Origin of the sequence: Dyella nitratireducens (assembly GCF_014642835.1) — a bacterium.
GTDB classification, from domain to species: Bacteria; Pseudomonadota; Gammaproteobacteria; order Xanthomonadales; family Rhodanobacteraceae; genus Dyella_B; species Dyella_B nitratireducens.
Window position 1 is genome coordinate 1,194,981 of the sequence record NZ_BMJA01000001.1, and the last position, 18,518, is coordinate 1,213,498.

Genomic DNA, 18,518 nt, shown 5'->3' on the forward strand with positions numbered 1-18,518 from the left:
GTCACGCATTTGTCTTGCGCAGCCCGTAGCTTTCCTGGTGCTGACCACCGAGGGCAAGCTCATGCAGACGGAAGCAACCGCAGTCAGTACGGCCACCTCCACCCAGGGCTCCGGACGGATATTCGGCATTCTGTTTGGCCTGATCTTGCTGGCAGGCGCGGGATATGCGGGCTTGCACCTCGTCGATGATCTTTCCATCGTGCGCTCGCATTCGTTCACCCCATTCGTCCTGCTGGGCGTGGCTTTGCTGATCGCCCTGGGTTTTGAATTCGTGAACGGTTTTCACGATACGGCCAATGCGGTGGCGACGGTGATCTACACGCATTCGATGCCAGCCAATCTGGCGGTGATCTGGTCGGGGATCTTCAACTTCCTGGGCGTGCTGACGTCCTCGGGCGCCGTAGCGTTCACGGTGGTATCCCTGCTGCCGGTGGAACTGATCCTGCAGGTAGGCAGCGGAGCCGGTTTTGCGATGGTGTTCGCGCTGCTGTTCGCAGCCATTCTCTGGAATCTCGGCACCTGGTATTTCGGCTTGCCGAATTCGTCCTCGCACACCCTGATCGGGTCGATCATCGGCGTGGGCCTTGCCAATCAGTTGACGGCGGTAAAAAGCGGTACCAGCGGCGTGGATTGGAATGCCGCCTTCGGCGTGCTGCGCGGCCTGGTCTTTTCGCCTATCGCCGGCTTTATCCTTGCTGGCCTGCTGATGTTGTTGTTGAAGGCGTTGATCAAGATTCCCGCCCTGTATCGTGCGCCGGAAGGAAACAAGCCGCCGCCGTGGCCGATTCGCGCGCTGCTGGTACTTACTTGCACCGGCGTGAGTTTCAGCCATGGTTCCAACGACGGCCAGAAAGGCATGGGTCTGATCATGCTGATCCTGATCGGCACCGTGCCTACAGCCTATGCATTGAATGGCGCCGTATCCGGTGGCCAGGTGCAGACCTTCCATCAAGTGACGGTGCAAACCCAGCAAGTGCTGGACACCCTCGACCACGGCGTGCATGCGAACGGCAATCCGCGAGACCTCGTCACGGCGTCACTGCAACAGCACAAACTTCTGCCCGGCACGATTCCCGCGCTGTCGGCACTGCTGGCCAACATCGACCAGCAAATAGGCAACCGCCCGTCACTGCGCTCAGTGCCGCAGGAGCAGATGGGCAACGTACGCAACGACATCTACCTGGCGAATGCCGCCATTCCACTGGTGTTGGCGCAACCGGACGTGAGCGGTGACCAGAGCAAGACGCTTACGACCTGGCGCGGTCTTGCTGCCAAGGCCACGCAATTCATTCCGGCTTGGGTAAAGGTGGCCGTTGCACTGGCACTGGGCCTCGGCACCATGGTGGGTTGGAAGCGCATCGTGGTGACAGTCGGCGAGCGCATTGGCAAAGAGCATCTCACCTATGCACAAGGTGCATCGGCCGAGTTGATCGCCATGGGCTTGATTCAAGCAGCCGACATGTACCACCTGCCAGTCAGCACCACACACGTGCTGACATCGGGCGTGGCCGGCACGATGGCGGCAAACGGTTCAGGCCTGCAATGGGCCACCGTGCGCAATCTGCTGATGGCGTGGGTACTCACCTTGCCCGCGTCGATCCTGCTGGCAGGCGTGCTCTTCGTGGCGCTCAAGCATCTGTTCTGAGTTTCGCGCAACCTGCACACGCAACAAGCTGAAAACAGTGCTTTGGCGATGCGAGCACATCGCTGAACCGACGCAAAGTTTCGTTGCATTTTGCCACGTCGCCTTCATGCACCGCCTGCTGCCATGTGCAGGCGGATCCAATCCGTGTGAGCTAGCGGAACGATGCAACCCTCCCTACGACACGTAAGGGAGGGAGCGCTTCTGCTCACTCACTTTTTTCTTGCTCGGCAAGCGAGTCGAGGGCTGCACGCAGGTAGCTCAACGCTTCATCGCGCTCGAGTTCGTCCGCGTATTCCGGCGCGGTGGCAACGGGTTCGTCATCCAGCGCCAATACCAATGAGCGCGGCAAGCTGCGCACGGTAGCGGCCGCACCACCGAGTGTCTTCAGGCGCTTTTGTACCGCACCGGCTTCTTTGGGGTCTTTGAAGGATTTGGATAGCAGCAGCTCCTCGCCTTCCGACGAAAACAGGCGGAAGCGGAAGCTGCCATCACTATCACGGAAACTGGCAAAGCGCGGCGGCTTGGCAGCCTTCTGCACCTGCGTGGATTTACCGGCAGCCACGTTGGCCGACGACATCGCGCGCAGACCTATCGCATCGCGCAATGCCGCGATTTTCGGACCGGCAATCGCACGTGCCTTGCGTGCACCTTCGCGCAGGATGCCTTCGATGTCGGCAGGGCGCGCGATCAGCTGTTCATAGCGCTCACGCATCGGCGCGATATCGGCTTCCAAACGCTCATACAGCACCTGCTTGGCCTCACCCCAGCCTATGCCCTCTTCCAGTGCGCGGCGGAATGCATGGCTTTCGGTTTCGCTGGCGAAAGCGCGGAAGATGGTAAACAGCGAGGAGCTTTCCGGATCCTTCGCTTCGCCCGGCATGCGCGAATCGGTCACGATGCGCATGATGATTTCACGCAAGTGCTTTGCGCCGCCGGCAAACAACGGAATAGTGTTGTCGTAGCTCTTGGACATCTTGCGGCCGTCCAATCCCGGCAACGTGGCAACCTGTTCCTCGATCACCACTTCGGGCAAGACAAAAAACTCGCGGCCGTAGATATGATTGAAACGCTGCCCGATGTCGCGCGCCATTTCGATGTGCTGGATTTGATCACGCCCCACCGGCACTTGTTGCGCATCGAACGCGAGGATGTCCGCCGCCATCAGCACCGGGTACATGTATAGGCCTGCGGTAATACCTGCATCCTGGTCTTCACCGGTTTCGGTGTTCTTGTCGACCGCCGCTTTGTAGGCATGCGCACGATTGAGCAAGCCTTTCGCGGTAACGCAGGTCAAAAGCCACGTGAGTTCTGGAATTTCCGGAATATCGGACTGCTGATAGAACGTCACCTTATCCGGATCCAATCCCGCCGCCAGCCAGGTGGCTGCAATTTCCAGGCGCGAACGTTCGATGCGGGCCGGGTCATCGCTCTTGATCAGCGCGTGATAGTCGGCCATGAAAAAGAACGCATCGACGTCGGTACGACGGCTGGCAGCAATCGCCGGCCGAATTGCGCCGACGTAATTGCCCAAGTGCGGCGTACCGGTGGTGGTGATGCCTGTAAGGACGCGTGTTTGCATGCGGCAATCCAAAGAAGGTCAAACACCCGCGCACCCTGCGCGGGCCGGATTTTGCAGTGTACGGGCTTTAATCGGGTTCGCGCATCAAGGTGGACTTGCCGAACAACGATTCCACCAACTCCACCGCCAATCTTGCCGTGCGGTTGCGCTTGTCGTAGGCAGGATTCAACTCGACGATGTCCAGCGAGCCCAGGCGACCGGCATCGGCAATCATTTCCATGCACAGCTGCGCTTCGCGATAAGTCGGGCCGCCACGCACGGTGGTGCCTACGCCCGGCGCGATCGACGGATCCAGAAAATCCACATCGAAGCTCACATGCAGATGGGTGTTTTCATCCAGGCCGTCCAGCGCTTCTTCCATCGTGCGTTTCATGCCCACTTCGTCGATGTGGCGCATGTCGTAGATATCCATTTTCGCCTGGCGCACCAGCCGCTTCTCGCCTTCGTCCACCGAGCGGATACCGATCTGGCGAAACACATCAGGCGTGACAGCTGGCACCTTATCGCCGATTTCCACCAGCTCGCGCGGACCGGTGCCGCACAGGCAAGCCACCGGCATGCCGTGGATGTTGCCCGAGGGCGTCACCTGCGAGGTATTGAAATCGGCGTGCGCATCCAGCCACAGCACACGCAACTTGCGGCCCTGCTCCCGGCAATGGCGCGCGACCGCACTGATCGAACCGATCGCCAGACAATGATCGCCACCCAGCATGATCGGCAAACGACCGGTCTGCAGTTCCTGATGAATGGCGGTATGCACGGCAAGGTTCCAGGCAATCACTTCCGGCAAATGCCGATAACCGTTCTCCGGCGGCTGCCAGGGATTCATCGGTCCATGCAGATTGCCGCGATCGATCACTTCGATGCCGCGCCGGCGCAGCTTCTCCCCAAGCTGTGCCACGCGCAGGGCCTCAGGACCCATCGAGGCCCCACGGTGCCCTGCGCCGATATCGGTCGGCACGCCGACCAGTGCAACCACTTGTTTTTTCATACCACTTTGCTCGTGCTTTTTTAGTGGGATGCAAGTGTAGCCGGTCAAAGCGGCATGGGCTTACCGCTCAAGTAGCCGACCTGGCATTGCCGTGCGACCTTGCCTGATGCTTTCCCATTGTATCTTTTTGGATACAATGACCATGAAGTACATCATCAAGCAAACGGAAGAGTTTGCCCTTTGGCACAAGAGATTACGGGATGTACAGGTGCGCGCTGCAGTGACCCGCCGCTTGGAACGCGCCGCAAACGGCAATCTGGGCGACGTCAAAACCGTTCGCGAGGGCGTATCAGAGATGCGCATCGACATAAGCAAATGGTGACGACAAAACAACTCAGCAAACGGACATCAAGCGCGCACTGCGGCTTATGCAGGAGTATCAGACATGAAAAAGAAACTGCTCGCTTTCGACCCTTCGGAACTGCTCGATAGCGACGAGGCGATTGCTGCGTACCTGACCCAGGTACTGGCCGACGGCGACACGGATGAGCTGCTACGCGCCATCGGCCATGTCGCGAAAGCACGCGGCATGGCACATATTGCGGAAGAAACAGGACTCGGTCGCGAAAGTCTCTACAAGGCACTTCGCCCTGGGGCAAACCCGCGATTTGATACCGTCCTGAAGGTTTGCCACGCCATCGGCGTGCAATTCTCAGCCCACCCAATCGCTCACGCATGACGATTCGGAAACTGGTGCCGACAGTCTGACTCGAACAGACGACCTACCGCTTACAAGGCGGTTGCTCTACCAACTGAGCTATGCCGGCACTGGATCGGACATTCTAGCAGGGCTGGCCTCAAAAGCAGCCCGTGCTGTGCGAGCCGATGGCAGGGTCATGGACTCGGCTGCGCCAGTCGAAGTGCTGACTATCCGTGGGAATCAGGTCCAGCCAGTATTCGGGCACGTTTTCAGTGCGCTCGGTCATCTGGACCGGAAAGCCGGCCGCGACGATCTCATCGCGGCGTTTGCGCGCATTGGCGGGGTCCTTGAACAGACCTAGCGACACGGTGTTCTGGTTGTCGCCCGCGCTTACCACGAAGTAATCCTGGATATTGCGTGCGCCGAGTTGGCGGGCCTGTGCCAAGGCGGCCGAGTGGTTCGGACTGGGCGGCAGGTGTACCCACCAGCCGCGGGTCTGGGTCGTCTGCTCCTGGCGCGCGCGCATGCGCAGCACTTGGGCGCCGAGCGCGTTGCGGGCGATGCGCAGGTCTTCCTGCGTCGCAAACGGCCCCAGTGCCATGCATGCGTAGCTGAGGGTGTTGGCACTGGGTGCTGTGGCAGGCAATGCATTGGTGCTGGCAGTTGCAGGAGCCGAAGTCGGCGCGGCAGCCGTGGCCGGTGGTGCCATCGAAGCAGCGTGAGCCACCGTCGTCGCTGGCGGCGGCAGTTCGGAAAGCAGGTGCAACTTGGGCACGCCTGGATCGGTGGCGAAACTGGCGTGCGTGTCGTTCTGACCAAGCAGCAACCATGCGCCAACGGCGATATTCAAGGCGATCAGTAGAACAAACAGCAAGCGCAGCAGCATCGAACCATTCCCCCGAGGATGAGCGATTCTAGGAGGATGGATGCGATGGATGTGAGAGCCTGTTTGATGTCGCGGCCCACACATTGAGGCCGCGGAGCACACTGTCGGCGGCAAGCTCAGCGGGCAGGCCAAGCAGCGGCAGCAAGGTCGCCGCATCGCCGCCATCCAGCAGCAAGCACGGTGTGCCGCCCGATTGCTTGGCTACCTTCGTTGCAAAGCGTTCGATCAAGGCGGCAACCGCCTGCCAGCAGCCGGAGACAACCGCATCGGCCGTGTTGTCGGCGATATCGCGAATCGCGCCGGGCTGGTACGGCTTCACGCGTGCGGTGGCGCCGAACAGCGATTGCTGCATCAGCAACGGCCCCGGGGCGATCAAGCCGCCCAAGTGCTGCCCATCTGCCGTCAGTGCATCCAGCGTCAGCGCGGTACCAATGCCGGCCAGCACACATGGCGACGCTCCCGCCGCATGCGCCGCTACCATGGCGAGGAAGCGATCTACGCCCAGCCGTTGCGGCTCGGCGTAGGCGATACGCACACCGCAAGCTTCGGCCGGTGTACGCACCCAGTCCACTGGCCGCGCAAAAACCTCAGCGACGATGCTTTCGATCTGCGCTTCGCGCGAGGCATCGACCACCGACGCGCCAAGCACTTGCTGAGGCTGTCCCTGTTCACGCCATGCCTGTGTCAGCGCCGCCGAAACGTCCTCCTCCCACGCTGCCGCACCCCGCGCCACCCAGTTGTCGGCACTGACCAACGCCCATTTCAAACGGGTATTGCCGAGATCGAGCAGCAGCCTCATGCGCGTCGCACCGTTACGTCGGCGCTATCGATACCGCGCAAGCCCGCTGCGGTCTGCAACTGCAGCGCACCGCGCGCATCGATGCCGGCGCCGATGCCATCGAGTTCACCCATGGCACCGCTCACGCGCAGCGGCACGCCACGCAGGGCGTCGTGCTCGGCATATTCATCGACGAAAGCGCTGAAGCCTTCCTGCTCAAATTGCTGCAGGCCTTCCACCAGGCTGGTGATCAACGCCGCCGCCGCACGATTGCGGTCGGGTGGCACGCCCTGGGCAAGCGTGGCCAGATCGCAGACGGATTGCCCGGCCTGCTCGCGCAGCGCGTCGGTAAGCCGTAGGTTGAGGCCAATGCCAATCACCGCTGCGCACGGCCCCTGATATTCACCACTCAACTCGACCAGGATGCCAGCCAGCTTGCCGCCATCTGCCAGCACATCGTTAGGCCATTTCAGGCTGGCGCCATCGATGCCGAACGCGTGCAAGGCACGCAGCACGATCACCCCGGTAGCCAGTGACAAGCCCGACAGCGCCGCGAAACCCGCCTCGAACCGTTTCAGGCAAGACAGGTAGATGTTCAAGCCGGGTGGCGAAAGCCAGCTGCGCCCGCGCCGGCCGCGGCCTGCTGTCTGGGTTTCTGCCATCACGATGCTCAGGTCGGAGGCCTCGTTGCCACGCCGCTGCAATTCGCTGGAGGTGGAGTCGATCTCCCAATGGACCTCCAACGCGCCAAGCCGCCGAGCCACCGCCACCGGCAGTGCCGAACGAATCGCCTGCTCTTCCAGCATCTGGATCGGCCACGGCAGCCGGTAACCGGCCGCCCCTGCGGATTCGACCGGCAAACCACGCTGACGCAACGCCTCGATCTGCTTCCAGATCGCAGCACGGGTGATACCTGCCTCGGCGGCTAGACGCGAGCCGGAAAGTGTCTCCCCGGAAGCCAGGATGGCCAGGAGCTGTTGCGGCTGCATGGTCTCAACGATCCCGGGGATAAACGGATCGTACGGATTGCAGCAAGATAGGAGGAAGGGCAACTGACATTGAAGAAATAAACTTGAGGTTTAGGACGGCAACAAATGTTGTCAACTGCACGGCCAAGGCTTCTTTCGGAAAATCAAAAGGTTGTCTATCAACACAACCATCATGCCTTTGCTCAATAAACTATTAGTTTATCGCTTCAACAACGTTTGTTTCTTTTGTTGTCAACAAACGTTGCTTTTGACGCCATGCGTGGCACTGGCATCCAGCCGAGGTTTCTGGGACCATCGGGCGGCTAGGCTTGATGCCTTGGGGGCTTTGATCGCCATGCGCGCCACTTCATTGCTGCTCGTCTGCTTGCTCGGTCTTGGGGCTGCCGCCAACGCGGCAGCTACAAGCGGTGCTGCTTCGACTGCCGGTAGCATGGGCGGAAGCGCTGGCTGCACGGAGCACAGTAGCAGCGACCATGGCAGCAGCCATGACACATCGTCATCCAATGGGGATGCGATGAGCGTGTCGCATCACGGAGGTTCGTCCTCCTCGTCATCATCTTCCAGCAACCGCTCCGGTAACTCCGGCAGTGGCATGGATGAGAATCCCCCCCGCTTCAACAGCAACGAGTCGTCGCCCGATGGCTCCTCGCACGGTTCCTCCGGACTCAGCTGGCAGTCGCTGCTGCCCGGGTCGATCCAGTAACCGCTTTTCTTCCCAACCCGTAGCAAGTCAGGTTGGCGGCAGTGCCACGCTGAATCGTGCGCCGCCGAATTCCGGCGAGCGATCCACTGTCAACTCACCGTTATAGGCACGCACGATGTCCTGCACGATGGACAGGCCGATACCGTGGCCTTTCACGCGCTCGTCACCACGTACGCCGCGCTGCAGGATTTTCTCGACCATGTCGCCTTCGATGCCGGGACCGTCATCCTCCACACTAAGCAGCAGGCCCGGTCGTGGACGACCTGGCAGGCGTTGCGTCTTCACCACCAACAGCACATGGTGGCCCGCCCACTTGAAGGCGTTCTCCAGCAGATTGCCCATCAGCTCCAGCAGGTCGCCCTGCTCGCCATAGAACGCCGCGCCGTCCTCGATATCGAATTCGCAAAGGACATTCTTCGCGGCGTAGACCTTTTCCAGGCTTTGCACCAGGTCTTCGGCACGACCGGCGATCGGCACGGCGGCGGCAAATGTCTGGCGTCCGGTAGTCGCCGCGCGTGCGAGCTGGTAGGCAACCAGTTCGTCCATACGGCGCACCTGGTCCAGCACCGGTGCGCGAACTGCGGGAGGCAGCTCACTGGATTCCACCTGCGAACGAATCACCGCCAGCGGCGTCTTCAAGCTGTGCGCCAGGTCGGCGAGAGTGTTGCGATAACGCGTGCGTTGCTCGCGCTCACTATCGACAAAAGCGTTGATGCGCTGCGTAAGTCCGGTGAGTTCCATCGGATATTGGCTATCCAGATGATCGCTCTGGCCACGCTCGACGCGGCTCATGTCGCTGGCCACTTTGCGCAAGGGCGTAAGACTCCAGCGCAGCAGCAGCAGTTGCAGCACGATCAGCATCACACCCAGAGTGGCAAGCCAGCCGACCAGGCTGCGCCGGTATACGGTGGTGTTGCTTTCCAGTTCGTCCTCGGTCTGCGCCACCGTAAAAGTGAGATGCACCGGCGGGCGTTCCGGCGCTCCCGCCGTTGCCGGCACATCCAGCGCTATGCCGAAACTGTAGTAGTAAAGCCGTCCCAGTTCCGTATCCACCGGGCCGATGAATTGCGACTGCCCCGGTTGCATCTGGTGCAGAAAACTGAAGTCGCGCTGCAGCGCGGACGACGACTCCCAATGGAAGCCGTGGTCGCCCATCACCACGGCATACAGGCCGGAACCAGGACGGGAGAACATGGGGTCCGGTGGCGTATCCGGCAGCAACGGTGTGCCGTCACGTCGCGGGTCGGTGCCGGCGATATAAGTGATTACATAATCGTGCAGGCGGCCCTGCAGCTTGTTGAGTTCACTGTCAGCATAGGTGCGCGACAAGGTCCAGCCAACCGCGCCCAGGAAGGCGGCCAGCACGAGGCCGGTGGTAAGCGCCGCTCGCGCCGCCAGTGAGAACGGGCGGCGCTCGGCTGCATCATTCGTCTTCGCTGCGAGGGATGGCAAAGCGGTACCCGCGTCCACGCACCGTCTCGATCGGCTTCAACGTCCCTTCCGCATCCAGCTTCCTGCGCAGGCGGCCGATGAAGACCTCGAGCACATTCGAATCGCGATCGAAATCCTGTTGATAGATGTGCTCGGTGAGGTCGGCTTTCGACACCAGCTCGCCTGCATGCAGCATCAGGTATTCCAGCACTTTGTACTCATAGCTGGTGAGGTCCACCGCCTTGCCTTCCACCGTTACGGTTTGCGCCGTGGTGTCCAGCTTGATCGGCCCGCACGCCAGCACCGGCTTGGACCAGCCGCTCGCGCGGCGCACCAGCGCGTTGATGCGCGCCAGCAACTCTTCGACATGGAACGGTTTGACCAGGTAATCGTCGGCGCCGTGCTTCAGGCCTTCCACTTTGTCCTGCCAGCTGCCGCGCGCGGTGAGGATCAGGATGGGATAACGCTGGCCGGCTTCGCGCAGCGACTTGACCAGATCCATGCCCGACATCTTGGGCAGGCCCAGGTCGATGATAGCCAGATCGAACGGTACTTCGCGGCCCAGGTACATGCCTTCTTCGCCGTCCTGAGCGGTGTCCACGGCAAATCCGTCGCGTTTGAGTCGAGCCGCCAGCGTCTCGCGCAGCGGCGCTTCGTCTTCGACCAGGAGGATGCGCATCAGTGTTTCTCCTTCTTGCTTCCGCCGTTGGGGGACTTCTTGGTGGATTGTGCCGCAGGCGACACGCGGGTGGCATCAGCAGGCACGGCGATGACGCGCACATGCCCTTCAGGTGTAAGCACCTTGATGCGGTACTCTACCCTGCGACCGATATGACGCGGTTCGGCCGACAACACCTTGCCGCCGACTCGTTGCTGTACTTGCGTAACGGCCTGATCCAGGCTCATGCCTCCAGGTGGCGGCGATGACTGGGCGAGAGCCGAGCCGGCCACCAACAGCCCGGCCGCGGCCATCCATGCGAGTTGCTTCAAAGCCATAATCCCGTGATTGGGTGCCGGAGGGATCCGGCCGACGGGACATACTGCTCAACCCGGGCTGAATAATGACCGGACGGCTGAACGGACCTTCATGATGACCTTCACGCGGCGGCCAGCATCGGCGCCATGGCCTGCTCGACGAGCGCCCAGCCCGCGCCTTCCCGGTGTGCCCCTTCACTCAAGACACGCCGGAAACCACGCGCCCCCGGCTCGCCCTGGTAGAGCCCCAACAGATGACGGCAGATGTGCTTCAGCGCCGTACCCCGCGCCAGCTCTGCCTCCACATAAGGCCGCATGTGTTGCAGCACACTTTCGCGGGTTGGCAGCGGCACGCCATATAGCACCTCCTCGACCCGGGCGAGTACATAAGGATCGTGATACGCCGCACGCCCCAGCATCACACCATCCACATGCGTGAGATGTTCGCGCACCGCCTCCACCGTGGTGATGCCGCCATTGATCACTACCACCAGCTGCGGAAACTCACGCTTCAGGCGATAGACGCGCTGGTAATCCAGCGGCGGAATCTCGCGGTTTTCTTTCGGCGACAACCCTTGCAACCACGCCTTGCGTGCATGCACCACCAGCACTTCCACACCGGCATCCAGCATGGTCTCGGTGAAGTGCTGCAAATCCGCGTAGTCGTCCTGATCGTCGACACCAATACGGCATTTCACGGTAACCGGCACCGACACTGCATCGCGCATCGCCTTGACGCAGTCACCCACCAGTACCGGCTCGCGCATCAAGCACGCCCCAAACCGCCCGGACTGCACTCGGTCGGAAGGGCAGCCCACGTTGAGGTTGATTTCGTCATAACCCGCCTGCGCGCCGTGGCGCGCCGCTTCCGCCAGCTCCTGCGGATCGCTACCGCCAAGCTGCAACGCCACGGGGTGTTCCTGTTGGCTGTGTTCCAGCAACCGCAACTGCCGGCCACGCACCAGCGCCGCGCTGGTAACCATTTCGGTATACAGGCGTGCGTTGGGGGAAAGCAGGCGATGGAAGTAACGGCAATGCCTATCCGTCCAGTCCATCATGGGCGCTACGGACAGGTGCCAGTCGTTGGGGTTGATGCTGTGCATACCCATCATTCTACCTGGCTGGCGAAGTCGAGGACTTTTCCCCTCCCTTTGCCACATGCAACGCACCGTATGGCTTAGCTATACGAGTTCGAAGATAGAGCCAATCACAAGATCGGGATGGCTTGTCCTGATATCCCTGCCGTAGTTATATCCGTAGTGCACAGCCGCGACCGCCATGCCTGCTGATCGTGCTGCTTCAACATCGTTAATCGAGTCGCCTACCACCAAGCAATCGTTTGGCATAAGGGCAAGCTTTTTGGCCGTGTGCCATAGCGGCGCAGGGTCTGGCTTTTTCACGGAAAGATCGTCACCACCAACCCAGACGCTAAAGAATCTGCCGATCTGAAGATGATCGAGCAAAGGCTTTATCAAGTGCGAGGGTCTATTGGAGCAGATGGCCAAGCGACAGCCTTGTACGACAAGCGCCGGCAATGCTTCCACCACACCGTGAAAAAGCCTGGATTGACGGGTGAACTCGTCACCGAAGTGCCGCATGAACAGCGCCAATGCACGCTCGTGCACGTGCGTTACATCCTCACCCGCGAACCGCAGTGCACGCTCGACCAGCTTGCTCGCTCCATTACCCAACCAGTCTCTAACACGCACCTCTCCCGCCGGAGCATGTCCCAAATCAGCAAGCGTCCGGTCTACTGCCACCGCAAGGTCAGGCACCGTGTCGACCAAAGTTCCGTCGAGATCAAAGATGATGCCCTTGTAGCGGGCGGCAGGTTTGGTAAGGCGTTCGAAGGCATCGGCAGAAGACAAGCGAAGTTCTCTTGAAGGGACATAAATGAAGCCGCGTTGGGGCAGCAACGCACGATTATCCAGAGTCACATGGCTGAGTGATGGCAATGGCCTGCCCAAGGTGTGGCATGGCACGAAATGCCCGAGCTTTGCCTCGAAATCGAGGACCCATGTAGGTTGGGGTGCAAACCCCAACATCAGGATGCATGCGGATGCCGATGTTGGGGTTTGCACCCCAACCTACGGTTTTTGTCTCACTCAGTTTCCGATCGATGTTGCCACACACGCCTGCAACCGCGGCACGAATCGCAACAGCTTCAACTGATTGCCAGTCCAGAGATAGAAAAGAGTGCCGCTTGCAGTGCAAAAATGGCCGTCCATTTGAATCGCATCGCTGTTTCCTTTTGGGTTTGCCTCAGGCGGTCCGCTGCATCAACGCGCATCTTCGGTGGCCGGATCTGTCCCAAGATGTAGCGAATCGGCCATCTGCTTGATCACCGGCGACCATTTAGCCTCTTCGCGTGGATCGTAGTCGAAGCGCACGGTTGCCAAGGTGTCATCGTGAATGATCACCTTCTCGTACACGATGCGGCCCGCCGGGCTGATGAGGGAGGCACCAACCTTTCCTCCGGCAAACATGTGCACCGTATCGTCGTTCGCAAAAAAGGATAACTACCGACTAGGGCGGTACTTTGCCGCCCTGCCGATATCCGATCCATCGAACATCACGTACCTACATGCTTGGCGCCGCCGTGCCGTCCGACCATTTGCTCACCGTGATCATCTGCACATTGATCGATGCCGGCGGGGCAAGAAACTGCGGATTCGAGATCACGGGCGACCCGGCCAGATCGGCACCCCAATCCATATTGGCGGGCGTATAGAACATCACATGCGGCATCCAATGGCCGGCCTGGTCATCCAGATAACCTTGCTTGGACATCATGTAAGACATCGCACCCGGCTCCAGCGGCGGCAGCTGTTTTGCAGCGAATGCAGTCTGCATGCCCTGCTTGATGCCGTCCTTGGATTGCCCACTCAGCACAAGAGTCGCCCTTTTGAGCGTGATCGGCAGGATGGATCTTGCAGCCTGCGGATTGAAGCACGTGGGTCCACGCAGCTTCGGATTCCAGAACTGCGGCGCATCGAACGCCGACATCCATGACCGATCGACGATGCACACATAGCCATTCGTGCCTTTGACTACCGTGACGTAGCCATGTGCCTGCAGCATCATCACGGTGGCATGGTCGGAAATGGCCGCTGGGGCGGCGCTCCGTGCCAGCTTTATTTCGGCGGCTTGGTCGGCCATCAAGTATTGGGAAAGCGGCGCCATGCTGGGATAGCTGTGCTGCGCTTGCTGGGCCGTGGCAGGGCCGGCAACCATCACGGCAAGCAGGCATGATCCAAGCAAACAGCTGAAAGAGTGGGCGTTTTTCATCTTGCTTTTACTCCCCTTGTTTCGTTGCTGGGCAGGACGTTCGAAGCACACCCAAGCTACCCGCCCGACGTGCGTCCGGCCGGCAATGGGGTGTGCTATGTAACGACGAAGACAGGGGCGGCAAATCGACACCAAGGCCAGGCATGAAAAAACGGCATAACACCGGCAGGCGCAGGGCCTGAACCTCGCGCCGCACCTCCCTTGCCTCCCCCTACCCCATCCCCACCATGGGAAAGCGATTAACGCGAGCACAGGGCAAATGACGTAATCTATGCAGCTTGTTCCGTGGCAAACACGGCACTCGCAAGGCAACGGCCCTGCCTCTCCCCGCGAGTCACCCGCTGTCCCGTACAGCGCGCTTTCCCCGTCCCACAACCCGAGAAGACAAACACCATGGTGGCTTTGGCGACCGAGCAAGTAATTGACGTCCATCATTGGAATGGCAGCCTTTTCAGCTTCCGCACCACACGCGATCCAAGTTTCCGTTTCGATAGCGGGCAGTTCGTGATGATCGGCCTGGAAGTGGACGGCCGTCCGCTGATGCGCGCGTATTCGATCGCCAGCGCCAGCTGGGAAGAACACCTTGAGTTCTTTTCGATCAAGGTGGAGAACGGCCCACTCACCTCGCGCCTGCAGCACTTAAAGCCTGGCGACAACATTACGGTAAGCCGCAAGCCGACCGGCACCCTGGTGCTGACCGACCTGAAGCCCGGCAAGCATTTATATCTGCTCGGCACCGGCACGGGCCTGGCGCCATTCATGAGCATCATCCGCGATCCGGAAACCTATGAGCGTTTCGACAAGATCGTGCTGGCTCACGGCGTACGCAACATCAACGACCTGGCCTATTCGGACTATCTGCAGAACGAATTGCCGCAGCACGAATACCTCGGCGAGCTGGCCCGCGAGAAGCTGATCTACTACCCCACGGTAACGCGCGAACCGTTCCGTAACCGCGGGCGTATTACCGACAACATCGTGGATGGCGCGATGGCCGCGGCCATTGGCCTGCCGACGCTCAATCCGGAGACGGATCGCGTGATGCTGTGTGGCAGTCCGGCGATGCTGGATGACCTGTGTGCGTTGCTGGATGCGCGTGGGTTCCAGGCCTCGCCGCGTACGCGTGAGGCGGGTGATTACGTGATCGAGCGAGCATTCGTCGAGAAGTAGGTTGGGGTGCAAACCCCAACATCACGATCCTGACCGACATGGCAATGTTGGGGTTTGCACCCCAACCTACGAATCGCGCACGCGGCCCTTTCCCTCGTTATCCCAATAACCGAATAGCCGCCGCGCAATCAACTTATAAAGCCGCTTTCCCGTCGCGCGCCACAACCGCGAATGTGGCGCAGGCGTATTCAACATCGTCCACTGGCGCGCCGTGAGCGCATGCGCGCAATACGTGCGCTTGTGTTTGAGCAGATGGCGCAAATCCTCGCGCGCCAATAACCGAAACAGACGACCACGCTTGCCACGTGTCCAGGCAATCTGGAAATCGACCAGTCCCGGGCGCCCATCCGCGCGCACCAGCCAGTTCGGTTCCTTCGCCAGATCGTTGTGCACGATGCCGTGCCGATGCAGTTGCGCCAACAGGCGCAAGGCATCGCGGTAGTAAGCAGGATCGCGTGGCTGCGCTTGCTGCATCGGTCGGCCGGCCATATAGCTGCGCAGCAGCTCACGCCCGTTCCATCCCAGCAGCGCGGGCACGCCATCGACACCCTCCAGCTTCGCCAGTGCACGCGCTTCGCGCGCGGCGGCGCGATAAGCGAAAGCACGCGCCCACCAACGGGCCGCACGAATGTCGCGACGCACGCACAGCACGCCATCGCGCTGGACGATTTCGATGCGCCCTAGCTCGTCGGCTTTTAGCAGGATGGGATGATCTGTCACGCGCTTACCGATGTAGAAACCTTTGCAAATGACCGCCGCAAACTCTGGCTGTCACGCCGGCGAACGCCGGAATCCAGTCAGATATGCTGTGCGCAGCACACAAAGCCCTTTATGAAGTGTGCGGTGCACGTCATTCTAGACTGGATTCCGGCGTTCGCCGGCATGACGATTCGCTTCGAAACAGCATTGGCGTGAGCATCAAGCTCGAAGCACTGCCGCCCAAGGACCTTCGCATGCTCTTCATGGACATCGCGCTCTACGCACTCGCCATCGCCCTGATCGTAGGCGGCCTGATCGGCACGATATTGCCCACGATCCCAGGCATCCCGATGATCTTCGGCGGCATCTGGCTGGCCGCGGCACTGGATGACTACCAGCTCCTCGGCGTCACCTGGGTGATCGTCCTGGGCGTGCTGGCCGCCATCGGCGTAGCGGTGGATTTCATCTCGGCAACGCTCGGCGCCAGACGCGTCGGCGCCAGCTCGCTGGCCATTTGGGGAGCATCGATCGGCACCTTCGTCGGCATGTTCTTCGGCATACCCGGCCTGGTCCTCGGCCCCTTCGTCGGCGCCCTGATCGGCGAACTCGTTTCCAGCAAAAGCGTGCTGCGTTCGGCCCACGTAAGCATCGGCACCTGGCTGGGACTGCTGTTCGGCACGCTGGTGAAACTGGTGCTGTCGGTGGTGATGGTGGCGCTGGCGGCGGGGGTTTGGCTGTTGAACCTGTGACAGTTGGGGCATGCGCCGCACGCGCGATGTCGAATAAGCTCGCCGCTCCAACTTCACAGGGATATTCGTCATGATGAAACGTCTCGCCTTGGCCGCGGCGGTCGCTGCGGCTGCCACCGGAACGGCGTTCGCACAAGGCTCCCAAACGCCATCCTGGGTCGAGCGCAGCAATCAAGACGCCCAGACCTTGCTCAAGGTCCAGGCCCAGTTCAACCCCGAGAACGCCACGCAGATCGGCCTGCCGGGCTACGACGACAAAGTCACCGACCTGAAGCCGGGGACGGACGAACGCCAGATCGCAGCCCTGAAGGAAGCGAAGAGCAAGCTCGAAACGATGTTGGCTGCCGAACACGATCCCAATGTGCGCCAGGATCTGCAAATCATGATCAAGGCTGCCGCGCTGAACATCGAAGGCACCCAGCTCAACGACAAATACCTGCTGCCCTACGTGGACGTGGGCCAGCTGTTCTTCGGCGGTGAGTTCTACCTGCTCAAGGACGACGTGGATGCCAAGCGCAGAGCCTTGGCGGTGAAGCGTCTGGAATGCTACGTGGGCAAGGCACCGGGCTGCACACCGATGACGCAGCTGGCCGAAGCAAGAACCACCGAGCGCTTGTCCGATTCGCATCTGCTTGGCCCTTATAAAGGCAACGTGGACCAGCAGCTCGCCAACACGCAACGTTATGCGCAAGGCATTCGCCAGTTGTTCGTGAAGTACAAGCTGGACGATGCCGATGGCAAGGCCGCACTCGATGCGATGGACGCACAGCTCAAGGACTATGACGCGTGGGTACGCAAAACCATCGTGCCCCATGAACGCACCGATTTCCGCGTGCCCGAGCCGCTGTACGCCTATAACCTCAAGGCCACCGGCATCGACATACCGGCCGATGACCTGATCAAGCAGGCGCAACTCGAATTCATGGAAGTACAGCAGGCCATGGCGGTCATGGCGCCGGTCGTGGCCAAGGATGAAGGCATTCAAGCGACCGATTACCGCGACGTGCTGAAGGCCCTGAAGAAGCAGCAGCTCGGCAAGAACGATGTGGAGCCCTGGTACCACCAGATCATCGCCAAGATCGAAGACACCATCCGCCGCGAACACATCGTCACATTGCCGCAGCGTGAAATGCAGATGCGCGTGGCTTCCGACGCCGAGGCGGCGGCCACGCCTGCACCGCACATGGATCCACCGCCGCTTATCAACAACCGCGGCGAGCGCGGCACTTTCGTGCTGACCATGGGCAATCCGTCTACCACCGGCGACAGCTCGGATGCCTACGACGACTTCACCTTCAAGGCCGCCGCCTGGACACTCACCGCGCACGAAGGCCGCCCGGGGCACGAACTGCAGTACTCGGCCATGGTGGAGCGCGGCGTATCGCTGGCGCGCAGCCTGTTCGCATTCAACAGCGTGAATGTGGAAGGCTGGGCGCTGTATTCCGAAGCGGAAATGCTGCCGTATGAACCGCCGGCCGGTCAGTTCATCACGCTGCAATTGCGCTTGATGCGCGCGGCACGCGCGTTCCTCGATCCCATGCTGAATCTTGGACTGATCAGCAAGGAACGTGCACATGACGTGCTGCGTGACGACGTGGGTCTATCCGAAGCGATGACGCGCGAGGAACTGGATCGCTTCACCTTCAACAGTCCTGGTCAGGCAACCGCCTATTTCTACGGCTACATGCGCTTGGAGCAATTGCGCCTGCAGACCGAGCTGGCGCTGGGCAAGCAGTTCAATCATCAAGCCTTCAACGACTTCATCATCGGCCAAGGCTTGCTGCCGCCGGATCAATTGGCGGAAGCGGTGCGAACGCAGTTCATTCCGTCGCAGAAGAAGTGATGGTGCACGGCCTCTCACATCTTCGAGCCTGCGATCGTCGCCCCGGCGAAAGCCGGGGCCTAGTGCCTTGACCCGCAAGCAAAGTCGCTGGGTGATTCGCTTCGCTCACCCCTTCGGGGCCGTCCATTCGGACGTTCTCCGCGCTTCGCGCT

Annotated in this window: 20 protein-coding genes and 1 tRNA gene; 7 read left to right on the forward strand and 14 right to left on the reverse strand. The window is 60.8% G+C overall.

The genetic code is table 11. From position 1 onward, the window contains the following. Positions 1-61: 61 nt before the first annotated feature. Positions 62-1,645, forward strand: coding sequence for an inorganic phosphate transporter (locus tag IEX75_RS05595; protein ID WP_188793231.1), 1,584 nt, complete (start codon positions 62-64; stop codon positions 1,643-1,645). A gap of 205 nt (positions 1,646-1,850) precedes the next feature. Here the strand turns inward: IEX75_RS05595 and IEX75_RS05600 are convergent, their stop codons facing one another. After that, positions 1,851-3,224, reverse strand: coding sequence for a tryptophan--tRNA ligase (locus IEX75_RS05600; RefSeq protein ID WP_188793232.1), 1,374 nt, complete (start codon positions 3,222-3,224; stop codon positions 1,851-1,853). A gap of 67 nt (positions 3,225-3,291) precedes the next feature. Then, positions 3,292-4,215, reverse strand: coding sequence for an arginase (gene rocF, locus IEX75_RS05605; RefSeq protein ID WP_188793233.1), 924 nt, complete (start codon positions 4,213-4,215; stop codon positions 3,292-3,294). 142 nt (positions 4,216-4,357) lie between these two features. Here rocF and IEX75_RS05610 point away from each other — a divergent pair, with 142 nt between their 5' ends. Both IEX75_RS05610 and IEX75_RS05615 read left to right on the forward strand, forming a co-directional pair. Beyond that, complete coding sequence (locus IEX75_RS05610; RefSeq protein WP_229720643.1) at positions 4,358-4,537, forward strand: type II toxin-antitoxin system RelE/ParE family toxin; 180 nt, start codon at positions 4,358-4,360, stop codon at positions 4,535-4,537. Between the two features lie 63 nt (positions 4,538-4,600). Next, on the forward strand, positions 4,601-4,894 hold the full coding sequence (locus IEX75_RS05615) for an addiction module antidote protein (protein WP_188793234.1): 294 nt from the start codon (positions 4,601-4,603) through the stop codon (positions 4,892-4,894). A gap of 12 nt (positions 4,895-4,906) precedes the next feature. On the opposite strand, the gene IEX75_RS05620 is transcribed toward IEX75_RS05615, so the two are convergent. The 4 genes from IEX75_RS05620 to IEX75_RS05635 all read right to left on the reverse strand — a co-directional run bounded on the left by IEX75_RS05620 (position 4,907) and on the right by IEX75_RS05635 (position 7,508). Then, positions 4,907-4,982: transfer RNA gene (locus tag IEX75_RS05620), tRNA-Thr, on the reverse strand. Positions 4,983-5,012: 30 nt separating this feature from the next. Next, positions 5,013-5,741, reverse strand: coding sequence for an SPOR domain-containing protein (locus IEX75_RS05625; protein ID WP_188793235.1), 729 nt, complete (start codon positions 5,739-5,741; stop codon positions 5,013-5,015). A gap of 28 nt (positions 5,742-5,769) precedes the next feature. Beyond that, complete coding sequence (locus IEX75_RS05630; protein WP_188793236.1) at positions 5,770-6,540, reverse strand: type III pantothenate kinase; 771 nt, start codon at positions 6,538-6,540, stop codon at positions 5,770-5,772. Further along, entirely contained in the window at positions 6,537-7,508 is a 972-nt protein-coding gene (locus tag IEX75_RS05635; RefSeq protein WP_188793237.1) for a biotin--[acetyl-CoA-carboxylase] ligase, read from the reverse strand. Before IEX75_RS05635 ends, IEX75_RS05630 begins: the two co-directional genes overlap by 4 nt. Positions 7,509-7,842: 334 nt before the next feature. On the opposite strand from IEX75_RS05635, the gene IEX75_RS05640 reads away from it, so the two are divergent. Further along, positions 7,843-8,211 (forward strand): hypothetical protein, encoded by a 369-nt coding sequence (locus tag IEX75_RS05640; RefSeq protein WP_188793238.1) that lies wholly within the window; start codon positions 7,843-7,845, stop codon positions 8,209-8,211. Between the two features lie 27 nt (positions 8,212-8,238). Here IEX75_RS05640 and IEX75_RS05645 read toward each other — a convergent pair whose 3' ends face one another. The 7 genes from IEX75_RS05645 to IEX75_RS05675 form a co-directional block, all read right to left on the reverse strand. Next, a complete protein-coding gene (locus IEX75_RS05645; RefSeq protein ID WP_229720644.1) occupies positions 8,239-9,681 on the reverse strand; it encodes an ATP-binding protein in 1,443 nt (480 codons plus the stop codon). Then, positions 9,635-10,321 carry a response regulator transcription factor gene (locus IEX75_RS05650; RefSeq protein WP_188793239.1) on the reverse strand — a complete coding sequence of 229 codons (687 nt, stop codon included), beginning with the start codon at positions 10,319-10,321 and terminating at the stop codon, positions 9,635-9,637. Before IEX75_RS05650 ends, IEX75_RS05645 begins: the two co-directional genes overlap by 47 nt. Beyond that, the gene (locus tag IEX75_RS05655) at positions 10,321-10,638 is read right to left on the reverse strand and encodes a PepSY domain-containing protein (RefSeq protein ID WP_188793240.1); all 318 of its coding nucleotides are present in this window, start codon (positions 10,636-10,638) and stop codon (positions 10,321-10,323) included. Before IEX75_RS05655 ends, IEX75_RS05650 begins: the two co-directional genes overlap by 1 nt. Before the next feature lie 101 nt (positions 10,639-10,739). Further along, positions 10,740-11,720 carry a tRNA dihydrouridine(20/20a) synthase DusA gene (gene dusA / locus IEX75_RS05660; protein ID WP_188793241.1) on the reverse strand — a complete coding sequence of 327 codons (981 nt, stop codon included), beginning with the start codon at positions 11,718-11,720 and terminating at the stop codon, positions 10,740-10,742. 78 nt (positions 11,721-11,798) lie between these two features. Further along, the gene (locus IEX75_RS05665; protein ID WP_188793242.1) at positions 11,799-12,662 is read right to left on the reverse strand and encodes a phosphoglycolate phosphatase; all 864 of its coding nucleotides are present in this window, start codon (positions 12,660-12,662) and stop codon (positions 11,799-11,801) included. A 234-nt stretch (positions 12,663-12,896) separates the two neighbouring features. Continuing rightward, positions 12,897-13,103 carry a hypothetical protein gene (locus tag IEX75_RS05670; protein WP_188793243.1) on the reverse strand — a complete coding sequence of 69 codons (207 nt, stop codon included), beginning with the start codon at positions 13,101-13,103 and terminating at the stop codon, positions 12,897-12,899. Positions 13,104-13,197: 94 nt separating this feature from the next. Beyond that, entirely contained in the window at positions 13,198-13,905 is a 708-nt protein-coding gene (locus tag IEX75_RS05675; protein ID WP_188793244.1) for a hypothetical protein, read from the reverse strand. Between the two features lie 393 nt (positions 13,906-14,298). On the opposite strand from IEX75_RS05675, the gene IEX75_RS05680 reads away from it, so the two are divergent. After that, positions 14,299-15,075, forward strand: a complete 777-nt coding sequence (locus tag IEX75_RS05680; RefSeq protein ID WP_188793245.1) for a ferredoxin--NADP reductase — start codon at positions 14,299-14,301, stop codon at positions 15,073-15,075. A gap of 66 nt (positions 15,076-15,141) precedes the next feature. Here IEX75_RS05680 and IEX75_RS05685 read toward each other — a convergent pair whose 3' ends face one another. Beyond that, a complete protein-coding gene (locus tag IEX75_RS05685; protein ID WP_229720645.1) occupies positions 15,142-15,795 on the reverse strand; it encodes an RIO1 family regulatory kinase/ATPase domain-containing protein in 654 nt (217 codons plus the stop codon). A gap of 242 nt (positions 15,796-16,037) precedes the next feature. Between IEX75_RS05685 and IEX75_RS05690 the strand changes: the two genes are divergently transcribed. Further along, a complete protein-coding gene (locus IEX75_RS05690; RefSeq protein ID WP_188794334.1) occupies positions 16,038-16,523 on the forward strand; it encodes a DUF456 domain-containing protein in 486 nt (161 codons plus the stop codon). 70 nt (positions 16,524-16,593) lie between these two features. Then, a complete protein-coding gene (locus IEX75_RS05695; protein WP_423373126.1) occupies positions 16,594-18,366 on the forward strand; it encodes a DUF885 domain-containing protein in 1,773 nt (590 codons plus the stop codon). Positions 18,367-18,518 lie beyond the last annotated feature (152 nt).